The sequence below is a fragment of the Streptomyces seoulensis genome (assembly GCF_022846655.1).
Taxonomy (GTDB): Bacteria; Actinomycetota; Actinomycetes; order Streptomycetales; family Streptomycetaceae; genus Streptomyces.
The window spans coordinates 3,100,699-3,116,402 of sequence record NZ_AP025667.1 but is presented as its reverse complement, the minus strand read 5'-3'; the positions used below and the strand labels follow the sequence as shown (position 1 = coordinate 3,116,402).

The 15,704-nt window shown below is 73.1% G+C and carries 14 protein-coding genes; 8 read left to right on the top strand and 6 right to left on the bottom strand.

The genetic code is table 11. The features are described from left to right. Window positions 1–81: 81 nt before the first annotated feature. The 4 genes from HEK131_RS14405 (at window position 82) to HEK131_RS14390 (ending at window position 6,643) form a co-directional block, all read left to right on the top strand. Window positions 82–1,986 carry an AMP-dependent synthetase/ligase gene (locus HEK131_RS14405; RefSeq protein WP_217464433.1) on the top strand — a complete coding sequence of 635 codons (1,905 nt, stop codon included), beginning with the start codon at window positions 82–84 and terminating at the stop codon, window positions 1,984–1,986. A 144-nt stretch (window positions 1,987–2,130) separates the two neighbouring features. Further along, a complete protein-coding gene (locus tag HEK131_RS14400) occupies window positions 2,131–2,568 on the top strand; it encodes an ATP-binding protein (protein ID WP_217464432.1) in 438 nt (145 codons plus the stop codon). A 219-nt stretch (window positions 2,569–2,787) separates the two neighbouring features. After that, the gene (locus tag HEK131_RS14395) at window positions 2,788–4,182 is read left to right on the top strand and encodes an NAD(P)/FAD-dependent oxidoreductase (protein ID WP_244335470.1); all 1,395 of its coding nucleotides are present in this window, start codon (window positions 2,788–2,790) and stop codon (window positions 4,180–4,182) included. 205 nt (window positions 4,183–4,387) lie between these two features. Further along, window positions 4,388–6,643 carry an FUSC family protein gene (locus HEK131_RS14390; protein ID WP_374201499.1) on the top strand — a complete coding sequence of 752 codons (2,256 nt, stop codon included), beginning with the start codon at window positions 4,388–4,390 and terminating at the stop codon, window positions 6,641–6,643. A 36-nt stretch (window positions 6,644–6,679) separates the two neighbouring features. Here HEK131_RS14390 and HEK131_RS14385 read toward each other — a convergent pair whose 3' ends face one another. Further along, window positions 6,680–7,504 (bottom strand): SigB/SigF/SigG family RNA polymerase sigma factor, encoded by an 825-nt coding sequence (locus HEK131_RS14385; RefSeq protein ID WP_244335468.1) that lies wholly within the window; start codon window positions 7,502–7,504, stop codon window positions 6,680–6,682. Window positions 7,505–7,555: 51 nt separating this feature from the next. After that, a complete protein-coding gene (locus HEK131_RS14380; RefSeq protein WP_217464430.1) occupies window positions 7,556–7,993 on the bottom strand; it encodes an ATP-binding protein in 438 nt (145 codons plus the stop codon). A 153-nt stretch (window positions 7,994–8,146) separates the two neighbouring features. Between HEK131_RS14380 and HEK131_RS14375 the strand changes: the two genes are divergently transcribed. Together HEK131_RS14375 and HEK131_RS14370 are read left to right on the top strand one after the other, a co-directional pair. Next, window positions 8,147–8,413 (top strand): hypothetical protein, encoded by a 267-nt coding sequence (locus HEK131_RS14375; protein WP_244335465.1) that lies wholly within the window; start codon window positions 8,147–8,149, stop codon window positions 8,411–8,413. A 260-nt stretch (window positions 8,414–8,673) separates the two neighbouring features. Beyond that, window positions 8,674–9,129: a cyclic nucleotide-binding domain-containing protein gene (locus tag HEK131_RS14370; protein ID WP_217464428.1), complete on the top strand. Its 456-nt coding sequence runs from the start codon at window positions 8,674–8,676 to the stop codon at window positions 9,127–9,129. Window positions 9,130–9,148: 19 nt separating this feature from the next. Here HEK131_RS14370 and HEK131_RS14365 read toward each other — a convergent pair whose 3' ends face one another. Together HEK131_RS14365 and HEK131_RS14360 are read right to left on the bottom strand one after the other, a co-directional pair. After that, entirely contained in the window at window positions 9,149–10,462 is a 1,314-nt protein-coding gene (locus HEK131_RS14365; protein ID WP_244335463.1) for an MFS transporter, read from the bottom strand. A 107-nt stretch (window positions 10,463–10,569) separates the two neighbouring features. Further along, window positions 10,570–11,187 carry a LysE/ArgO family amino acid transporter gene (locus tag HEK131_RS14360; protein ID WP_217464426.1) on the bottom strand — a complete coding sequence of 206 codons (618 nt, stop codon included), beginning with the start codon at window positions 11,185–11,187 and terminating at the stop codon, window positions 10,570–10,572. 66 nt (window positions 11,188–11,253) lie between these two features. On the opposite strand from HEK131_RS14360, the gene HEK131_RS14355 reads away from it, so the two are divergent. Continuing rightward, window positions 11,254–12,138, top strand: coding sequence for a LysR family transcriptional regulator ArgP (locus HEK131_RS14355; protein WP_217464425.1), 885 nt, complete (start codon window positions 11,254–11,256; stop codon window positions 12,136–12,138). Here the strand turns inward: HEK131_RS14355 and HEK131_RS14350 are convergent. Then, a complete protein-coding gene (locus tag HEK131_RS14350; protein ID WP_244335461.1) occupies window positions 12,104–12,826 on the bottom strand; it encodes a TetR/AcrR family transcriptional regulator in 723 nt (240 codons plus the stop codon). The two genes, HEK131_RS14355 and HEK131_RS14350, sit on opposite strands and share 35 nt — an antisense overlap. A gap of 132 nt (window positions 12,827–12,958) precedes the next feature. Between HEK131_RS14350 and HEK131_RS14345 the strand changes: the two genes are divergently transcribed. Next, entirely contained in the window at window positions 12,959–14,179 is a 1,221-nt protein-coding gene (locus HEK131_RS14345; protein ID WP_244335459.1) for a saccharopine dehydrogenase family protein, read from the top strand. A gap of 3 nt (window positions 14,180–14,182) precedes the next feature. Here the strand turns inward: HEK131_RS14345 and HEK131_RS14340 are convergent, their stop codons facing one another. Continuing rightward, window positions 14,183–15,595, bottom strand: a complete 1,413-nt coding sequence (locus tag HEK131_RS14340; RefSeq protein ID WP_217464422.1) for a M1 family metallopeptidase — start codon at window positions 15,593–15,595, stop codon at window positions 14,183–14,185. Between the last annotated feature and the right edge of the window lie 109 nt (window positions 15,596–15,704).

Genomic DNA, 15,704 nt, shown 5'->3' with positions numbered 1-15,704 from the left:
CCGCTTCCCCGCGCTACATTCGTGCACCGCCGACACAGAGCCGATCGGCGGAGTCACCCTCCGTACTTCCAGGAGCAGCGCATGCGCGACGTCGCCTCCGCTCCGGCAGCGTTCCCGCCGCCCACCGGCGGGCTCGCCGACACCGTGTTCGAGAAAGCCGAGAACAACCCCCGGCTGCCGCTGCTCGCCCGGCGCGCGAAGTCCGGCACCGGCGAGTGGGAGCAGGTGACGGCCGCCGAACTGCGGGACGAGGTGGTCGGGCTGGCCAAGGGGCTGGTGGCCGCCGGGATCTCGCCGGGCCACCGGGTGGCCCTGATGGCCCGCAACCGCTACGAGTGGACGGTGCTGGCGCACGCGCTGTGGACCGTGGGCGCCGAACTCGTCCCGATCCATCCGACCTCCTCGCGGGACCAGGTCGAGTGGATCCTGCGGGACGCCGGCTGCGTGGCCGTGGCGGTCGAGGACGAGCTGGGCGTGATGACCGTCGGGACGGTGTGCGCGGCGCTGCCCCGGCTCAGGCACGTCTGGCAGTTGGACGCGGGCGCGCTGCCCGAACTCACCGAGCGGGGCGTGGACATCCCGCTGACCACCGTGGAGTCGCTGCGCCGGATCGTGTTGCCGGACTCCACGGCGGCGGTCACCTACACCTCGGGCGCCACCGGCCGCCCGATGGGCTGCGCGCTGAGCCACCGGGGGCTGGCGTACCCGTGCGACGTCCTGCTGTCGGGCTGGGGCCACACGGCCGCGCAGCCGGGCGAACAGCCCTCGGTGCTGGCCTTCCTGCCGTTCTCGCACGTGTACGGGATCATGATCCAGACGCTGTGTCTGCGCGGCGGCATCCTGATGGCGCACGAACCGGAGATGACCGAGGACGCCCTCGCCTCGGCGCTGAGCACCTTCAGGCCGACGTATCTCTACGGCGTCCCGTCGGTGTTCGAGAAGATGTACAAGACGTTCCTGAGGACGGCTCAGCAGGCGGGCCGGGGCGCTCTGTTCGAGCGGGCGGCGCAGACCGCGCGGGACTTCGCGGAGGCCGAGGAGCGCGGCCGCCTCGGCATCGGGACGGGCCCCGGCCTGGATCTGCGGCTCCAGCACGCCCTGTACGAGCGGACGGTGTACCGCAAGCTGCGCGCGGCGCTCGGCGGGCGTGCCCGGCGCGGCAGCTCGGGCGGGTCCTCGCTCAGCCGGGAACTGTCACTGTTCTACGAGGGCATCGGCCTGTACGTCCACGACGGCTACGGGCTGACGGAGACCTCCGGCGGGATCACCATGCAGCCGCTGGGCCGGGAGAAGTCGGGGACGGTGGGCGTGCCGCTGCCCGGAACCGAGGTCCGGGTGGCCGAGGACGGGGAGATCATGGTGCACGGCCCGTCGGTGTTCCAGGGCTACATCGGCGACGAGGCGCGCACCCGCAGCGTGCTGCGCGGGGGCTGGCTGGCGACGGGGGACATCGGGCGGCTGGACCGGGACGGCTATCTGACCATCACCGGCCGCAAGAAGGACCTCATCGTCACCTCCAGCGGAAAGAGCGTGGCGCCCGCGCCGCTGGAGCAGCGGCTGCGCATGCACCCGCTGATCCACCAGGCGGTGGTCGTCGGCGAGGACCGGCCCTGCATGGGCGCGCTGATCACCCTGGACCCGGAGTTCCTCGCGCACTGGCGGGCCGCGCTGGCGCTCCAGGGCGACTTCGAGGGGCGGGAGAGCCGGGAGGAGAACGCGCTGCGCGAGGAGCTGGCCCGCGCGGTCGCCTCGGCCAACAGCACGGTGTCCCGCGCCGAGTCCATCCGGGTCTACCGGGTCGTGCAGGAGCCGTTCGCCCCGGACAACGGTCTGCTGACACCGTCGCTGAAGCTGCGCCGGGACGTCATAGCGCGGCACTTCGCGGCCGAGATCGACGCGATGTACAAGGCGCGTTCGCGTGCGGCGCGGGGCGGACGGACCCCGGAACCGGCGGACTGGGACGAGCCGGACGACGTGTTCCGCTGAGCCCGTGCCGGTCAGGTGGCGCGCACGCGCGTAATCCGCGTGGCTGTGGGAACCCGCCCTGGTGAACTGACCAGCGAAGACGACCGCCCCGGAGCGCGGGGGCCCTGCCAGGCCCCCGAGGCGGGCGGGGCCGGGGAATGCGAGATGGCGACAGAGCGGCGTTGGGACGGCATACCGCCCCCCTCCGAGGAAGCGCACGAGCGTGCGTTCTCCTTTCCCGGCGAGCTGCCCAACGTGACGGGCGCCCGGCTGGCCGCGGAGGGGTTCCTGCGCTCGCTGGCCCGCGGCTCACCACCGACGGCACCGGAGTACTGGGACGACATCCTGCTGGTCGTCACCGAGCTGGCGGCCAACGCGATCCAGTTCGCGCCGGGGCCGTTCGGACTGCGGATGCGGCGCACCTTCGACGGCGTGCACGTGACCATGCATGACACCAGCACGGTCGTGCCCGAGCCGCGCCCCTTCAGGCCGAGTTCGGGCGGCGGGGGCATCGGCTGGCATCTGGTGCACACCCTGTGCGACCAGGTGAGCGTGGTGGTGGTGGAGGACGGCAAGGACATCCACGTCTTCCTGCCGTGGTGATGACTCCGCCCCGGTGGACGGCCCCCGACGTGTACCCGCGCCGGATCGGGTTACCCCGATGCGTGGAGGGGCAGGCTGCTGCCCACGCGTTCGCCTGCCGGCCGCGTCCGACTGGCGGAACGGCCCGGAGCGGGGTGGGATCGGGTGTGGTGGCAGTGGTCCAGGGCATGCGAACGGCGTCCATCCGGACCGACGGGAGCCGCAGAAGGGAAGAACACCGTGACACGACGACCCAGGATTCTGGTGATCGGCGCAGGCTTCGCCGGAGTCGAGTGCGTCCGCCGGCTGGAGCGCAAACTCGGCCCTGACGAGGCGGACGTCGCCCTGGTGACGCCGTTCTCCTACCAGCTCTACCTTCCGCTGCTGCCCCAGGTCGCCTCGGGCGTGCTGACGCCGCAGTCGATCGCCGTCTCGCTGCGCCGCAGCAAGAAGTACCGCACCCGGATCATTCCGGGCGGGGCGATCGGGGTGGACCTGGCGGCGAAGGTGTGCGTCATCCGCACCATCACCGACGAGATCGTCAACGAGCCCTACGACTACCTGGTGCTGGCGCCGGGCAGCGTGACCCGCACCTTCGACATCCCCGGCCTCGCCGAGCACGCCTACGGGATGAAGACCCTCGCCGAGGCCGCGTACGTCCGCGACCACGTCATCTCGCAGCTCGACCTCGCGGACGCCAGCGACGACCCGGAGGAGCGGGCGGCGCGGCTGCAGTTCGTGGTGGTCGGCGGCGGGTACGCGGGGACGGAGACGGCGGCCTGTCTGCAGCGCCTGACCCACGCGGCGGTCCGGCGTTATCCGCGGCTGGACCCGAGTCTGATCCGCTGGCATCTGATCGACATCGCGCCGAAGCTGATGCCGGAGCTGGGCGACCGGCTCGGCAAGCAGGCGCTGAAGATCCTGCGGGACCGGGGCATCGACGTCTCGCTGGGCGTGTCCGTCGCCAAGGTGACCGAGGACGAGGTCACCTTCACCGACGGCCGGGTGATCCCCACGCACACCCTGATCTGGACGGCCGGTGTCGTCGCCAGTCCGCTCATCGGCACGATGGACGCGGAGACGGCGCGCGGCCGGCTGGTGGTCACCCCGGAGATGACGGTGCCGGGGCACGACGGGGTGTTCGCGCTCGGTGACGCGGCGGCCGTGCCCGATCTGGCCAAGGGCGAGAAGGGCGCGATCTGCCCGCCGACCGCGCAGCACGCGATGCGCCAGGGCCCGAAGGTCGCGGACAACATCATCCATGCGCTGCGCGGGGAGCCGCTGGAGCCGTACGTCCACAAGGACCTGGGGCTCGTCGTCGACCTCGGCGGCAAGGACGCGGTGTCCCGGCCGCTCGGGATCGAGCTGCGCGGCATCCTGGCCCAGATCGTGGCGCGCGGCTACCACTGGTCGGCGCTGCGCACCGGGGTCGCCAAGGCGCGGGTCCTGGTGAACTGGGTGCTGAACGCCGTCGCCGGGGACGATTTCGTCCGTACCGGCTTCCAGGCCCGCAAGCCCGCCCAGCTCAAGGACTTCGAGTACACCGACTCCTATCTGACGCCGGAGCAGGTCCGCGAAGAGGTGCGGACGGCCGAGGCGGACGGCAAGGTGCGGGGGAAGGTGACCGGGGGCTGACCGAGGTGATCCGGACCGCCGGAGGCCGCCGTCCCGTCGCGGGGACGGCGGCCTTCGCTGGCTGCGGGCGCGGGGCTCCAGGGGCCGCGGGCGGCCCGCGCGTCCCGTCGGCCGTGTATCCGCAGGCCAGCGGCGAGTCGGGCGGGGCGTCGTGACATCCTGGGTCCTGGATCATCGTCCGGCACGGGAGAGAGAGCGCGGCGGCGTGAAGGCAAGGGGACGGGCGCTTCTGGTACGGCTGTGGGACCGGCTCGCCGCGTCCGATCCGGGACTGCTGCGGCTGATCGCGGGGCTGCGCACGGTGGCCGCGATCGCCCTCACCCTCATCCTGCTGGGTTCGCTGCGCTTCCCGGTGCCCCAACTGGTCGCGGGCGCCATGGCGGCGATGTCGTCGACGTTCGCCGTCCGGGAGACGGACCGCGCCAAGCAGGGTGTCACGCTGGCGCTGTGCCTGCCGGTGGCACTGGCCTCGGTGTCGCTGGGGGCGGTGCTGAACCGGTGGCCGTTGGTCAGCGACATCTCCTTCCTGCTCCTGATCTTCGGGGCCGTCTACGGACGCCGGTTCGGCGAGCGGGCCACGGGGCTCGGTCTGATCGGGTTCCAGGTCTACTTCCTGTCGCTGTTCGTGCGGGCGACGGTGCCGATGCTGCCCTCGCTGTACATCGTGATCGCGGTGGCGGTCGGGTGCAGCGCCTTCGCGCGGTTCGTGCTGATGCCGCAGACGGAGGCGGGCACGCTGGACCGGCTGCGGCGGGCCTTCCGGGCCCGTCTCGGACAGTTGCTGGGCACGCAGATCGAGCTGCTGGACGCGGGTCCCGAGGACATCGACAAGGTCGTGGACGACCTGCGCACCGGCACCGCGCGGCTGCACGAGACGGCGCTGATGATCCAGGGCCGGCTGGAGCGCGGCACCTCCGACGACGCGGTGGCCCGGCTGCTGCAGCGCCGCATCGCGGACGCCGAGATCGCCGCCGAGCGGCTCGGGCTGATGCTGCTCACCGCGCGCAGCGCCGAGCGGATGGACACCCTCACCCTGCATCTGCCGGGTGCTCCGCTGCCCTCGGGCGGGCTGCTGCCGGTGCGGGACGCGTCGACGGCGACGCTGCGCCGGGATCTGCAGGCGCTGCGGCTGCTGGTGCTGCGCCCGGTGGGCGAGACCTCGGGGACGGCGCTGGCGCAGGTCCGCAACCGGCTGCTCGGCTACCGCGAGGAGGACAACCTGCCCAAGGCGTCCCCCGCCATGCAGGACGTCTTCCGGGGCATCGGTGAGGCCGCGCGTGCGGTGCTGGGTCTACGCACCGCGCTGGACGGGCCGCAGGACGAGTCCGACGACAGCCCGGCGACGACCCGGTCCCGTGAGGAGCTGGACGCCGAGGACGCGGCGATCGAGGTCAACGAGGACACCGAGGCGGAGAAGGCCGAGCAGACGGGGCTCAGGCGGCCCACGACGCGCGCTGCCGTGCAGGTGGCCGTGGGGTCGACGCTGGCCATCGCGGGCGGTGAGCTGCTGTCCCACCAGCGCTGGTACTGGGCGGTGCTGACCTGCTGGATCGTGTTCATCAACACCACCTCCACCGGCGAGATCCTGGTGAAGGGCGGCCGCCGGCTGCTCGGCACCATCCTCGGTGTGGTGGCCGGTATCGGGCTGGCCGGTGCGGTGGGGCACCACACCTGGACGGCGTTCGCGCTGGTGCTGGTGTGTGTGTTCGCCATGTTCTACACCGCTCCGCTGTCGTACACGCTGATGTCGTTCTTCGTGACGGCGGCGCTGGGGCTGCTCTACACCCTGCTGAACACGTACAGCATGTCGGTGCTGCTGCTGCGGGTGGAGGAGACGGCGCTGGGCGCGGCGTGCGGGGTGCTCACGGCGGCGGTGGTGCTGCCGGTGCGCACCGACCGGCGTACCAACGACCTGCTGGTGGACGTGCTGGACAAGCTGGCGGAGCTGACGCAGGCGGCCGTGGACCAGCTCAGCGGGCGGCCGCACGCGGACCTGGTGGACCAGGCACGTGAGCTGGACCAGGCGCTGGCCGATCTGCACGCGGCGACCAAGCCGCTGACGCATCCGATCACCCCGCTGCGCTCCCGCCGGGACACCGCCCGGTACGTGGTGGCGCTGCTGGAGACGTGCGCGTACCACGGGCGGGCGCTGGCGGCCACGGCCGAGCTGCTGCCCAGCAACCCCTCGATCGCGGCCGACCCCCGGCTGCGCGGCGTGTGCAGCCGCATCGTCCACAACATCGAGGCCATCGCCGACCACGTCCGCGACCCGCACTCCCCCGCCGAGATGGAGACGGGGCCGAGCATCGCCTCCATGCTGGAGCCCGGCACCCTCGGCACCCCCCGTTACGGCCGGGTGACCGACCGGGTCCTGCGCCACCTCCAGCGCCTGGACGAAGCCGTCTCGGGTCTGGCGCGTCCGCTGGGCGTCCCGGTCGAGGTGGAAGCGGCCAAGAAGTAGCGGCGGGAGCCGAGCGGTAGCGGCGGGAGGGCGGCCTCAGCCTTCGGCGCGGTCCGCCTGCGGGTCCTGGGCTTCGGCCCGGACCCGGGTGAAGATGTGCTGCAGGAGGCGGGAGACGTGCATCTGCGAGATGCCCAGACGGGCGGCGATGCGGCTCTGGGAGAGGTCTTCGAAGAAGCGCATGTAGAGGATGGCCCGGTCGCGTTCGGGCAGGCGGCGCAGGCTGCGCCTGGCTGCCTCGCGGTCGATGACGACGGCATAGGCGGGGTCGGGGGCGCCGAGGGTCTCGGTGAGGTTTCCGCCGTCTCCTGGGGGTTCGGCGTCCAGGGAGAAGGTGCGGTAACTGTCCAGTGCCCCGAGGCCGGTGGTGACCTCTTCCTCGGTGAGTCCGGTGTGCCCCGCGATGCCCGCCACGGTGGGCGTGGCGCCGCCCGGCCGCTGGACGAGGTCGCGGCGGGCGGCACGGACCTGGTTGCGCAGCTCCTGCACCCGGCGCGGCACCCTCAGCGCCCACGTGCGGTCCCGGAAGTGCCGCTTGACCTCTCCGGTGACGGTCGGCACGGCGTAGCTCTCGAAGGCGCCGCGCGCCGGGTCGAAGCGGTCGATGGCCTTGACCAGGCCGAGCGCGGCCACCTGGCGCAGGTCCTCCGCGTTCTCACCCCGGTCGCGGAAGCGGCCGGCGATGCGGTGGGCCATGGGCAGCCAGGCGGTGGTGAGTTCGGCGCGTAAGGCGTCGCGTTCCGGGCCGTCCGCCAGAGCGGCGAGCCGGGCGAAGAGGGCGGTGGTGTCGGGGGCGTCGTCATGGCCCAGGTGCGGGCGCGGGGCCTCGGCGGGCTGGTCCGTCGGCGGATGGATCGGCATGGACGGGCGCTCCTGACGGGGGTGGGGGCGCGGCCGGTGAGGCGCCGGTGTTCAGCGCAGGGGCACGACGGCGGTGACGCACTTGCCGCCGAGCGGGAGCCCCGCCACGCGCACGTCACGGGCGAGCAGGCTGACGATGGGCCAGCCCCGGCCGCCGGTCCGGCTGCGGTCGGCCTCGGCGTCCGACCGGGCCGTGGTGTCGGGGAGTTCGTCGCTGCGGTCGCTCACCGAGAGGCGAACGCCGCGGGTGTCGACGTCGACCTCGAAGCAGGTGATGCCGCCGCCGTGCAGGATGGCGTTGGTGGTCAGCTCGGAGGCGACCAGCAGCGCGTCTTCAAGGGTCTCGTCGGCGCAGTCCAGCGACCGGTCGCGGCAGCGCTCCGTGACCACGCGGCGCACGGCTCTGCGGGCGTCGGCCGGTCGGTACGCCATGGTCCTGCGGCTCTGCCGAGGCACGGCCGGGATGCTGGTCGCGTGCTGCTCGCACATGGTGTCGTCCCTCCCTAGCGCGGTGCCCGGTCTTTCCTCGGGGCGGGGCCCGGACGGCCGGGGTCTCTTCCATGCGGCTGACCCCTCTCGGCGATGTCAAACACCGTGGGTGCGGGCGCCTTTTACCGGGCGCTGAGCGGGTAGGAGCCCGGCATGAGCGATGTCGTGGACGCGGATGAACTGTTGCGGCGTATCCGGCGGGGCCGGGATCTGGCCACCGAGGAGGAGCGGGTGTGGCTGGAGCGGGCGCAGAGCCTGACGGCCACCGACCCGGAACGGGCGCGGGAGGCGACCGAGCGCGCGCTGACGTACCAGGTGGTGGCCGGGGTGCTGGCGGAGATAGTCGCGCCGGGCAGCCATGTGGTGGACGCCGGGGGCGGTACGGGGGCGGACGCGGGTGGGGCGAGGCGCGTCACGTGAGGCGGAGACCGTTACGGGGTGACCGACCTGTGGTTTATCGTTCACCCAAATCGGGGTGCGCCCCGGACCGGTGTCCGCGTGTGTTTCGCGCTTCCGCACCGACCGCCCTGGCTGGTTTCCCCCGTCCGGCCAGGGCTTTTTCCTGCCCGTGGCACGGCGTGCCCGCATGCGCACGCTCCTTCGAGGTGCCCCCTGCGGCGGCAGCGGCTCAAATGGGCTTAGGGAACCACCCGAACGGCCGCCGGTGAGGAGCCCCGCGTATGACCAAAGCGATCAAACTGCTGACCGCCCTGCCCCAGGCCCAGCGGGAACGGCTGATGGAGCTGGCCGAGGAGGTCTCCTTCCCGGAGGACACCCGCGTGTTCGACGCGGGCGGCGTCGCCGACCGGTTCTGGGTGATCCGGTCGGGCGCGGTCTCCCTCGACCAGCAGGTGACCGCCCGGAGTTTCGTCACGGTGGCCACGCTCGGCGCCGGTGACCTGCTCGGCTGGTCCTGGCTTTTCCCGCCCTACGAGTGGGACTTCGGGGCGGTGGCGTTCAGCAACGTCCGCGCCTACGAGTTCGAGGGCCCCGCGGTGCTCGCGCTGTGCGTGGAGGACCCGCTGCTGGGGCTGTCCGTGGTGCGCACCGTGGCCGAGATCCTGGCCCACCGGCTGGAGACGACGCGCGGCAAGCTGATGGACCAGTACGCGATCCGGCGCAGCACGCCCCTGTAGCCCCCCGAGCCCCCGCCGGTCAGATCCGGTAGCGGCGCAGCGCGGGCGTCACGGCGGCCAGCGCCAGCATCACGACGACGACCAGCGCGCCGCCGCCCGCGATGGCGGCGCGGGGGCCGAAGAGGGACCCGGCGGTGCCGTGCAGCACGTCGGCGAGGCGGGGTCCGCCGGCGACGACCACGGTGAAGACGCCCTGCATCCGGCCGCGCATCTCGTCGGTCGCGGCGGACAGCAGGATCGCGCCCCGGAAGACCATGGAGACCATGTCGGCCACGCCCCCGGCCGCGAGGCAGGCGGCGGCCACCCAGAGGTTGCCGGTCAGGCCGAACCCGACGACGGCCAGCCCCCAGCCGACCACCGATCCGATGACCATCCAGCCGTGGCGGCGGGCCCGCGAGAACACGCCGGAGAACAGGCCGCCGAGCACCGCGCCGACCGGCATGGCCGCGAAGAGCAGGCCGAGCGCGAACCCCGCGTCCCAGGAGCCGTACGTCTGCGCGGCCAGTTCCGGGAAGAGGGCGCGGGGCATGCCGAGGACCATGGCGACGATGTCGGCGAGGAAGGACAGCAGCAGCACCTTGTGCCCGGCGATGTAGTGGAACCCGGCCGCGATCTCCCGGACCCCGGCGCGGCGGCCGGAGGGCTCGCCGAGCGGCGGCAGGGCGGGCAGCCGGAACACCGCCCACACGGTGAAGGTCAGCGCGATCGCGTCGATGAGGTACAGCTCGGGCAGACCGATGACGGGGATCAGCACACCGGCGAGCAGGGGCCCGGCGACCAGGCCGGTCTGCATGACGGTGGTGCCGAGCGCGTTGGCCGCGGGGAGTTGCTCGGCCGGGACCAGCCGGGCGACGGAGGCGCTGCGGGCGGGCTGATTGAGGCCGAAGAACGCCTGCTGGGCGGCGAGCAGCACCATCAGGACGGGCACCGAGTCCAGTCCGGTGACGGCCTGGGCCCAGAACAGCAGGGAGGTCACCGCGATGCCTGTGTTGGTGACCAGCAGCAGTTTGCGCCGGTCCACGGTGTCCGCGACGGCCCCGCCCCAGAGCGCGAAGACGACCAGGGGGACGAGCCCCGCGAGGCTGGCGTACCCGACCCAGGCCGAGGACCCGGTGATGTCGTAGATCTGCTTGGGTACGGCGACGGCGGTCAGCTGGCTGCCGACGGCGGTGACGATGGTCGACGACCACAGGCGGCGGTAGGCCGGAATCCTGAGGGGGCGGGTGTCCATCGCCCAGTGGCGCCAGCCGCGTGCGGGCGGGGCGGCTCCCGAGGCCCCCTTGTCCGCCTCGGTCCTGCCCGCGTCGGTGCTGCTGCTCTCGCTCGTGTCCACGGAGGTCCTGGTTGCTCGATACATCTTTCGATTTCGAGCCTCACTATCGCAGCAACTTCCGGCGAACACCGAACCCTTTGCCTCACGTCCCTTCGGCTCGGGTTCGCTCAGGCCCCGATGATCAGCATCGCACCGAGGCCGAGCATGGTGACGGCGACCAGCCCGTCCAGCACCCGCCAGGCGGCGGGCCGGACCAGTACGCGACCCAGCAGCCGGGCACCGAGGCCGAGGGCGGCGAACCAGCACAGGCTGGCCAGCGCGGCGCCCAGGCCGAAGGTCCAGCGCAGCGGGCCCCGGTCGGCGGCGAGGGAGCCGACCAGGAAGACGGTGTCCAGGTAGACGTGCGGGTTGAGCCAGGTCATCGCCAGGCAGGTCAGCACCGCGCGCCGCAGCGAGCCGGCTGCCTCGCCCTCCGTGCTCAGGCCCCCGGTACCGGGGCGCAGGACGCGGCGGACGGCGAGGGCGCCGTAGCAGAGCAGGAAGACGCCGCCGACGATGCCGACCGCCCGTACCGCGTCCGGCCAGGCCACCACGATCGCGCCGACCCCGGCGACACCGAGGGCGATGAGCACGGCGTCGGAGAGCGCGCAGATGCCCACCACGGCGAGGACGGCCTGCCGGCGCACCCCCTGGCGCAGCACGAAGGCGTTCTGGGCGCCGATGGCGACGATGAGGGAGAGGCCGGTGCCGAAGCCCGCGGCCGCGGCGGTGAGCGCGTGGTTCATGCTCCCGACGTTAGGGACTCGCTCACCACGCGTACAGCTAAAGATTCTTAACTACCATTAGCTCTCGTGATGAACGAGCTGCCCCTTGAGCAGGTGCGGACGCTGCTGGCCGTGGTGGACGAGGGCACCTTCGACGCGGCCGCCGCGGCGCTGCACGTGACGCCGTCGGCAGTGAGCCAGCGGATCAAGGCACTGGAACAGCGCACCGGCCGGGTGCTGCTCCAGCGCACCAAGCCGGTCCGGCCGACCGACTCCGGCGCGGTCCTGGTCCGCTACGCCCGGCAGCTCGCGCGACTCGAACGGGACGCGCGCGACGAGCTGGGGATGAGCGGTGCCGGGGAGCCCACGCGGGTGTCGGTGGCGGTGAACGCCGACTCGCTGGCGACCTGGTTCCTGGACGCGCTCACCGTGGTGCCGGGGCTCTGTTTCGAGCTGCGCCGGGAGGACGAGGAGCACACGGCGGCGCTGCTGCGCGAAGGGCTGGTGATGGCGGCCGTGACGGGGTCGGCGGAGCCGGTGCCCGGCTGCTCGGTACGGCCGCTGGGCAGGATGCGCTACCTGCCGGTGGCCGCGCCGGAGCTGGCCGCGCGGCTGCCGTCCGGGCCGCTCGCGGCGGCGCTGGCCGAGCTGCCCGTGATGGTCTTCGACGACAAGGACGCCCTGCAGGACGTCTTCGTACGCGGGCTCGGCGGGACGGGCGCGGGCCCGCTGCGGCACTACGTGCCGACCTCGGAGGGGTTCGCGCAGTCGGTGGCGCGCGGACTCGGCTGGGGCCTGGTCCCCGAGGCGCAGGCGGAACCGCTGCTGGCGGCGGGCCGGGTCGTGCCGCTGGCGCCGGGCCGGTGGCTGGACGTGGCGCTGTACTGGCAGCAGTGGAGGCTGGACTCCCCCGCGCTGGCGGCACTGGCCGAGGCGGTCAGCGCGACGGCAGCGCGGGCGCTGCGCCGCTGAGCCGGGCGGCGGCGCTGTCCAGCAGCATCTCCAGCGCGGTCGGGTAGGCGCTGTGCACCATCTGCCGGGCCAGCAGCGGGGCGGCCTCGGCGATGCGGGGGTGGGTGGAGCGGGGCAGCCGGGCGTAGGTGGAGTGCCACTGGTCCTCGTCGGCGCGCTGGGAGTCGCTGGGCAGGGCCAGGGTGGCGGCGTCCAGGGCGGCGAAGGCGAGGGTCTGGTCGATGAAGGCGTGGTAGACCCGCACCGCCTCGGGCAGCGGGAACCCGGCGCGGGCGAGGACGTCGAGGACGGCCTCGTCGACGGCGAGTTCATGGGCGCGACCGGTGACCCGGCCGGCCGTCAGCAGCGCCGCCTGGGGGTGGGCGAGGTAGGCGGCGTGGATGCGGGTGCCGATGGCGCGCAGGTCGGCCCGCCAGCGGCCGGTGCGCCGCCAGCCGTCGAGGGCCTGGCCGATGAGGGCGTCCCCGATGGCCAGGGTGAGGTCGTCCATGCCGCGGAAGTACCGGTAGAGGGTGCTGGGGTCGCAGTCCAGGGCCAGGCCGAGGCGGCGCGCGGAGAGCCCGGCGCTGCCGTGCTCCCGGAGCAGGCGCAGCGCGGTGGTGACGATCAGTTCCTCGGACAGCACGGTGCCGCTGCGGGTGGGGCGGCGTCTGCGGCGCTTGTCCTCGGGCACGACGGGTTTGGGCACGGCGGAGCCCTCCTCCTGTAGTCCTTATGCCAACGCCATTGACCTTAACGCGGCCCGGCGCGTTGGATGCGGGGCAAGGCGCGCCTGTCCCGTTCCCGTTTTCCCGTCCGTGTCAGGCAGGGAGTTTCCGTCATGCGTGTACTGCTCGTGGGCGCCGGTGGTGTGGGCACCGCCGTCACCCGGATCGCGGCCCGCCGTCCGTTCTTCGACCTGATGGTGGTGGCCGACCACGACCCCGGCCGGGCAGAGGCGGCGGTGGCGGCGCTCGGCGCGGACGGGGGCCGGTTCCGGGCGGAGTCGGTGGACGCGGCCGACGAGGCCGCGGTCACCGCGCTGCTCGCCCGGCACGGCTGCGACGTGCTGCTCAACGCGACCGACCCCAGATTCGTGATGCCGCTGTTCCGCGCCGCCCGCGCGGCCGGGGCCACCTATGTCGACATGGCCATGTCGCTGTCCCGGCCGCACCCCGAGCGGCCGTACGAGGAGTGCGGGGTGAAGCTCGGCGACGAGCAGTTCGCGCTGGCCGGCGACTGGGAGCGCGCGGGCGCGCTGGCGCTGGTGGGCATGGGCGTGGAACCGGGCCTGTCGGACGTCTTCGCCCGGTACGCGGCGGACGAACTCTTCGACTCCGTCGAGGAGATCGGCGTCCGCGACGGCGCGAACCTCACCGTGGACGGCTACGACTTCGCGCCCTCCTTCAGCATCTGGACCACGATCGAGGAGTGCCTGAACCCGCCGGTCGTCTACGAGGACGGACGCGGCTGGTTCACCACGGAGCCGTTCAGCGAGCCCGAGGTGTTCGACTTCCCCGAGGGCATCGGCCCGGTGGAGTGCGTGAACGTCGAGCACGAGGAGGTGCTGCTGATGCCGCGCTGGACGGACGCGCGGCGGGTCACCTTCAAGTACGGGCTGGGCCGGGAGTTCACCGAGACCCTGCGGACGCTGCACAAGCTGGGGCTGGACGGCACCGGTCCGGTGACCGTGCCCGGCGCCGGGGGCGCCGTGGCCGTCTCCCCGCGTGACGTGGTCGCCGCCTGCCTGCCCGACCCGGCGACGCTGGGCGACCGGATGCGCGGCAAGACCTGCGCGGGCACCTGGGTGCGGGGCAGCAAGGACGGGGCGCCGCGCGAGGTGTACCTGTACCACGTGGTCGACAACGAGTGGTCGATGGCCGAGTACGGCTGCCAGGCCGTGGTGTGGCAGACGGCCGTGAACCCGGTCGTCGCCCTCGAACTCCTCGCCACCGGCGCCTGGACCGGCACGGGCGTGCTGGGCCCGGAAGCCTTCCCCGCCCGTCCCTTCCTCGACCTGCTGACCGCGTACGGCTCCCCGTGGGGCCTGCGCGAGCAGTGACCGTCAGGCGGCCTTCGGCTTGCCCTTCGTGTACAGCCAGGTGTGCAGCACCGGGCCGACCTTCTTCCCGGACTCCTTCTCCGCCAGTCGGGTGAACTGCTCCGTCGTGCCGTGGCCGTCGCGGTGCTCGGACGCCCAGGCGCGCAGGATGCGGAGGAAGGCCCGGTCGCCGACGGTCCTGCGCAGCTCGTGCAGGGCCATCGCGCCCCGGTCGTAGACGGGCGTGCCGAAGAGCTTGCCGCCGTCGCCGGGGGCGCCGGGCGGGTAGGCCCACAGGCTGTCGTCGGCGGGGCGGGAGTAGAGGGCGTCGAAGGTCTTCTGGGCGCTGTCGCCGCCGTGCTGCTCCTCGTAGAGCCACTCGGTGTAGCTGGCGAAGCCCTCGTTCAGCCAGATGTCCTGCCACTTCGTCAGGGCGACCGAGTCGCCGAACCACTGGTGGGCGGTCTCGTGGACGAGGGTGTCCAGGTCAGGCGCCGAGTCGTAGACGGGCCGGGTCTGGGTCTCCAGGGCGTATCCGATGTCCGGGGCGTGGTCGACGATGGAGCCGGCGGCGCGGTACGGGTAGGGGCCGAACAGTCCGGCCTCCCACTCCAGCACCGAGGGCAGCTTCTTCATGACCGGGTCGGCGGCGCGGGCCTCCCTGGGGTCGACGGCGTCGTAGAGCTGGACGCCGCCGGGCAGGGTGGCGCGCCGGACCTGGAAGGTGCCGATGGTGGCCGTGGCGAGGTAGGCGGCCATCGGCTCGGCCTGGTGCCAGCGGAAGGTGGTGCGGCCGCCCTCGGTGCGCTGCTCGCGCAGGACACCGTTGGCGACGGCGGTACGGCCCTTCGGGACGGTGATCGTGAAGTCGTAGGACGCCTTGTCCAGCGGGTGGTTGTTCCCCGGGTACCAGGTCATGGCGCCCTGCGGCTGGCCCGCGACGAAGGCGCCGTCGTCGGTGGCGATCCAGCCGTCGGTCGAGCCGTCCTGGTCGGTGATCGGCTTGGGGGTGCCCCGGTAGCGGACGGTGACCTTGAACTCCTGGCCCTCGCGCAGGGCGTTCTTCGGGGTGACGACGAGTTCCTGGCCCTTGCGGGTGAAACGGGCGTCGGTGCGGTCCACGCGCACGGAGGTGACGGTGAGGCCGCTCAGGTCGAGGTCGAAGCGGCTGAGGCGCTGGGTGGCGCGGGCGGTGAGCACGGCGGTGCCGTCGAGATGCCTGGAGCCGGTGTCGTAGCCGAGCGTGAGGTCGTAGTGGCGTACGTCGTAGCCGCCGTTCCCGCTGAGCGGGAAGTACGGGTCGCCCGCTCCCGCGGCGCCGGTGGTGCCGGACCCGAGGGGCGCGGCAGCGCCCAGGAGGGCGGCGACCGCCAGGGGCACGGTGGCGAGGACGGCCTCACGGCCGAGCGGGAAGGTGCGGCGGCGGGGTGACGTCACGGGCGCTCCTCGGCGGGCCGGCGGTGATCGCTTCGCCCACAGGTTAGGGCGCCGGGACCCCGGCTGTCCTGCGCGCCGGGGCCGATGCGGCCACAGCGGGCGCGCTCCA

What these genes read in the sequence shown, in the direction of transcription:
- HEK131_RS14370 (WP_217464428.1), top strand. Translation starts at nt 8,674, where the DNA reads ATGACCAAAGCGATCAAACTGCTGACCGCCCTGCCCCAGGCCCAGCGG.
- HEK131_RS14385 (WP_244335468.1), bottom strand. Translation starts at nt 7,504, where the DNA reads ATGCCGATCCATCCGCCGACGGACCAGCCCGCCGAGGCCCCGCGCCCG.
- HEK131_RS14405 (WP_217464433.1), top strand. Translation starts at nt 82, where the DNA reads ATGCGCGACGTCGCCTCCGCTCCGGCAGCGTTCCCGCCGCCCACCGGC.
- HEK131_RS14375 (WP_244335465.1), top strand. Translation starts at nt 8,147, where the DNA reads ATGAGCGATGTCGTGGACGCGGATGAACTGTTGCGGCGTATCCGGCGG.
- HEK131_RS14345 (WP_244335459.1), top strand. Translation starts at nt 12,959, where the DNA reads ATGCGTGTACTGCTCGTGGGCGCCGGTGGTGTGGGCACCGCCGTCACC.
- HEK131_RS14380 (WP_217464430.1), bottom strand. Translation starts at nt 7,993, where the DNA reads ATGTGCGAGCAGCACGCGACCAGCATCCCGGCCGTGCCTCGGCAGAGC.
- HEK131_RS14400 (WP_217464432.1), top strand. Translation starts at nt 2,131, where the DNA reads ATGGCGACAGAGCGGCGTTGGGACGGCATACCGCCCCCCTCCGAGGAA.
- HEK131_RS14360 (WP_217464426.1), bottom strand. Translation starts at nt 11,187, where the DNA reads ATGAACCACGCGCTCACCGCCGCGGCCGCGGGCTTCGGCACCGGCCTC.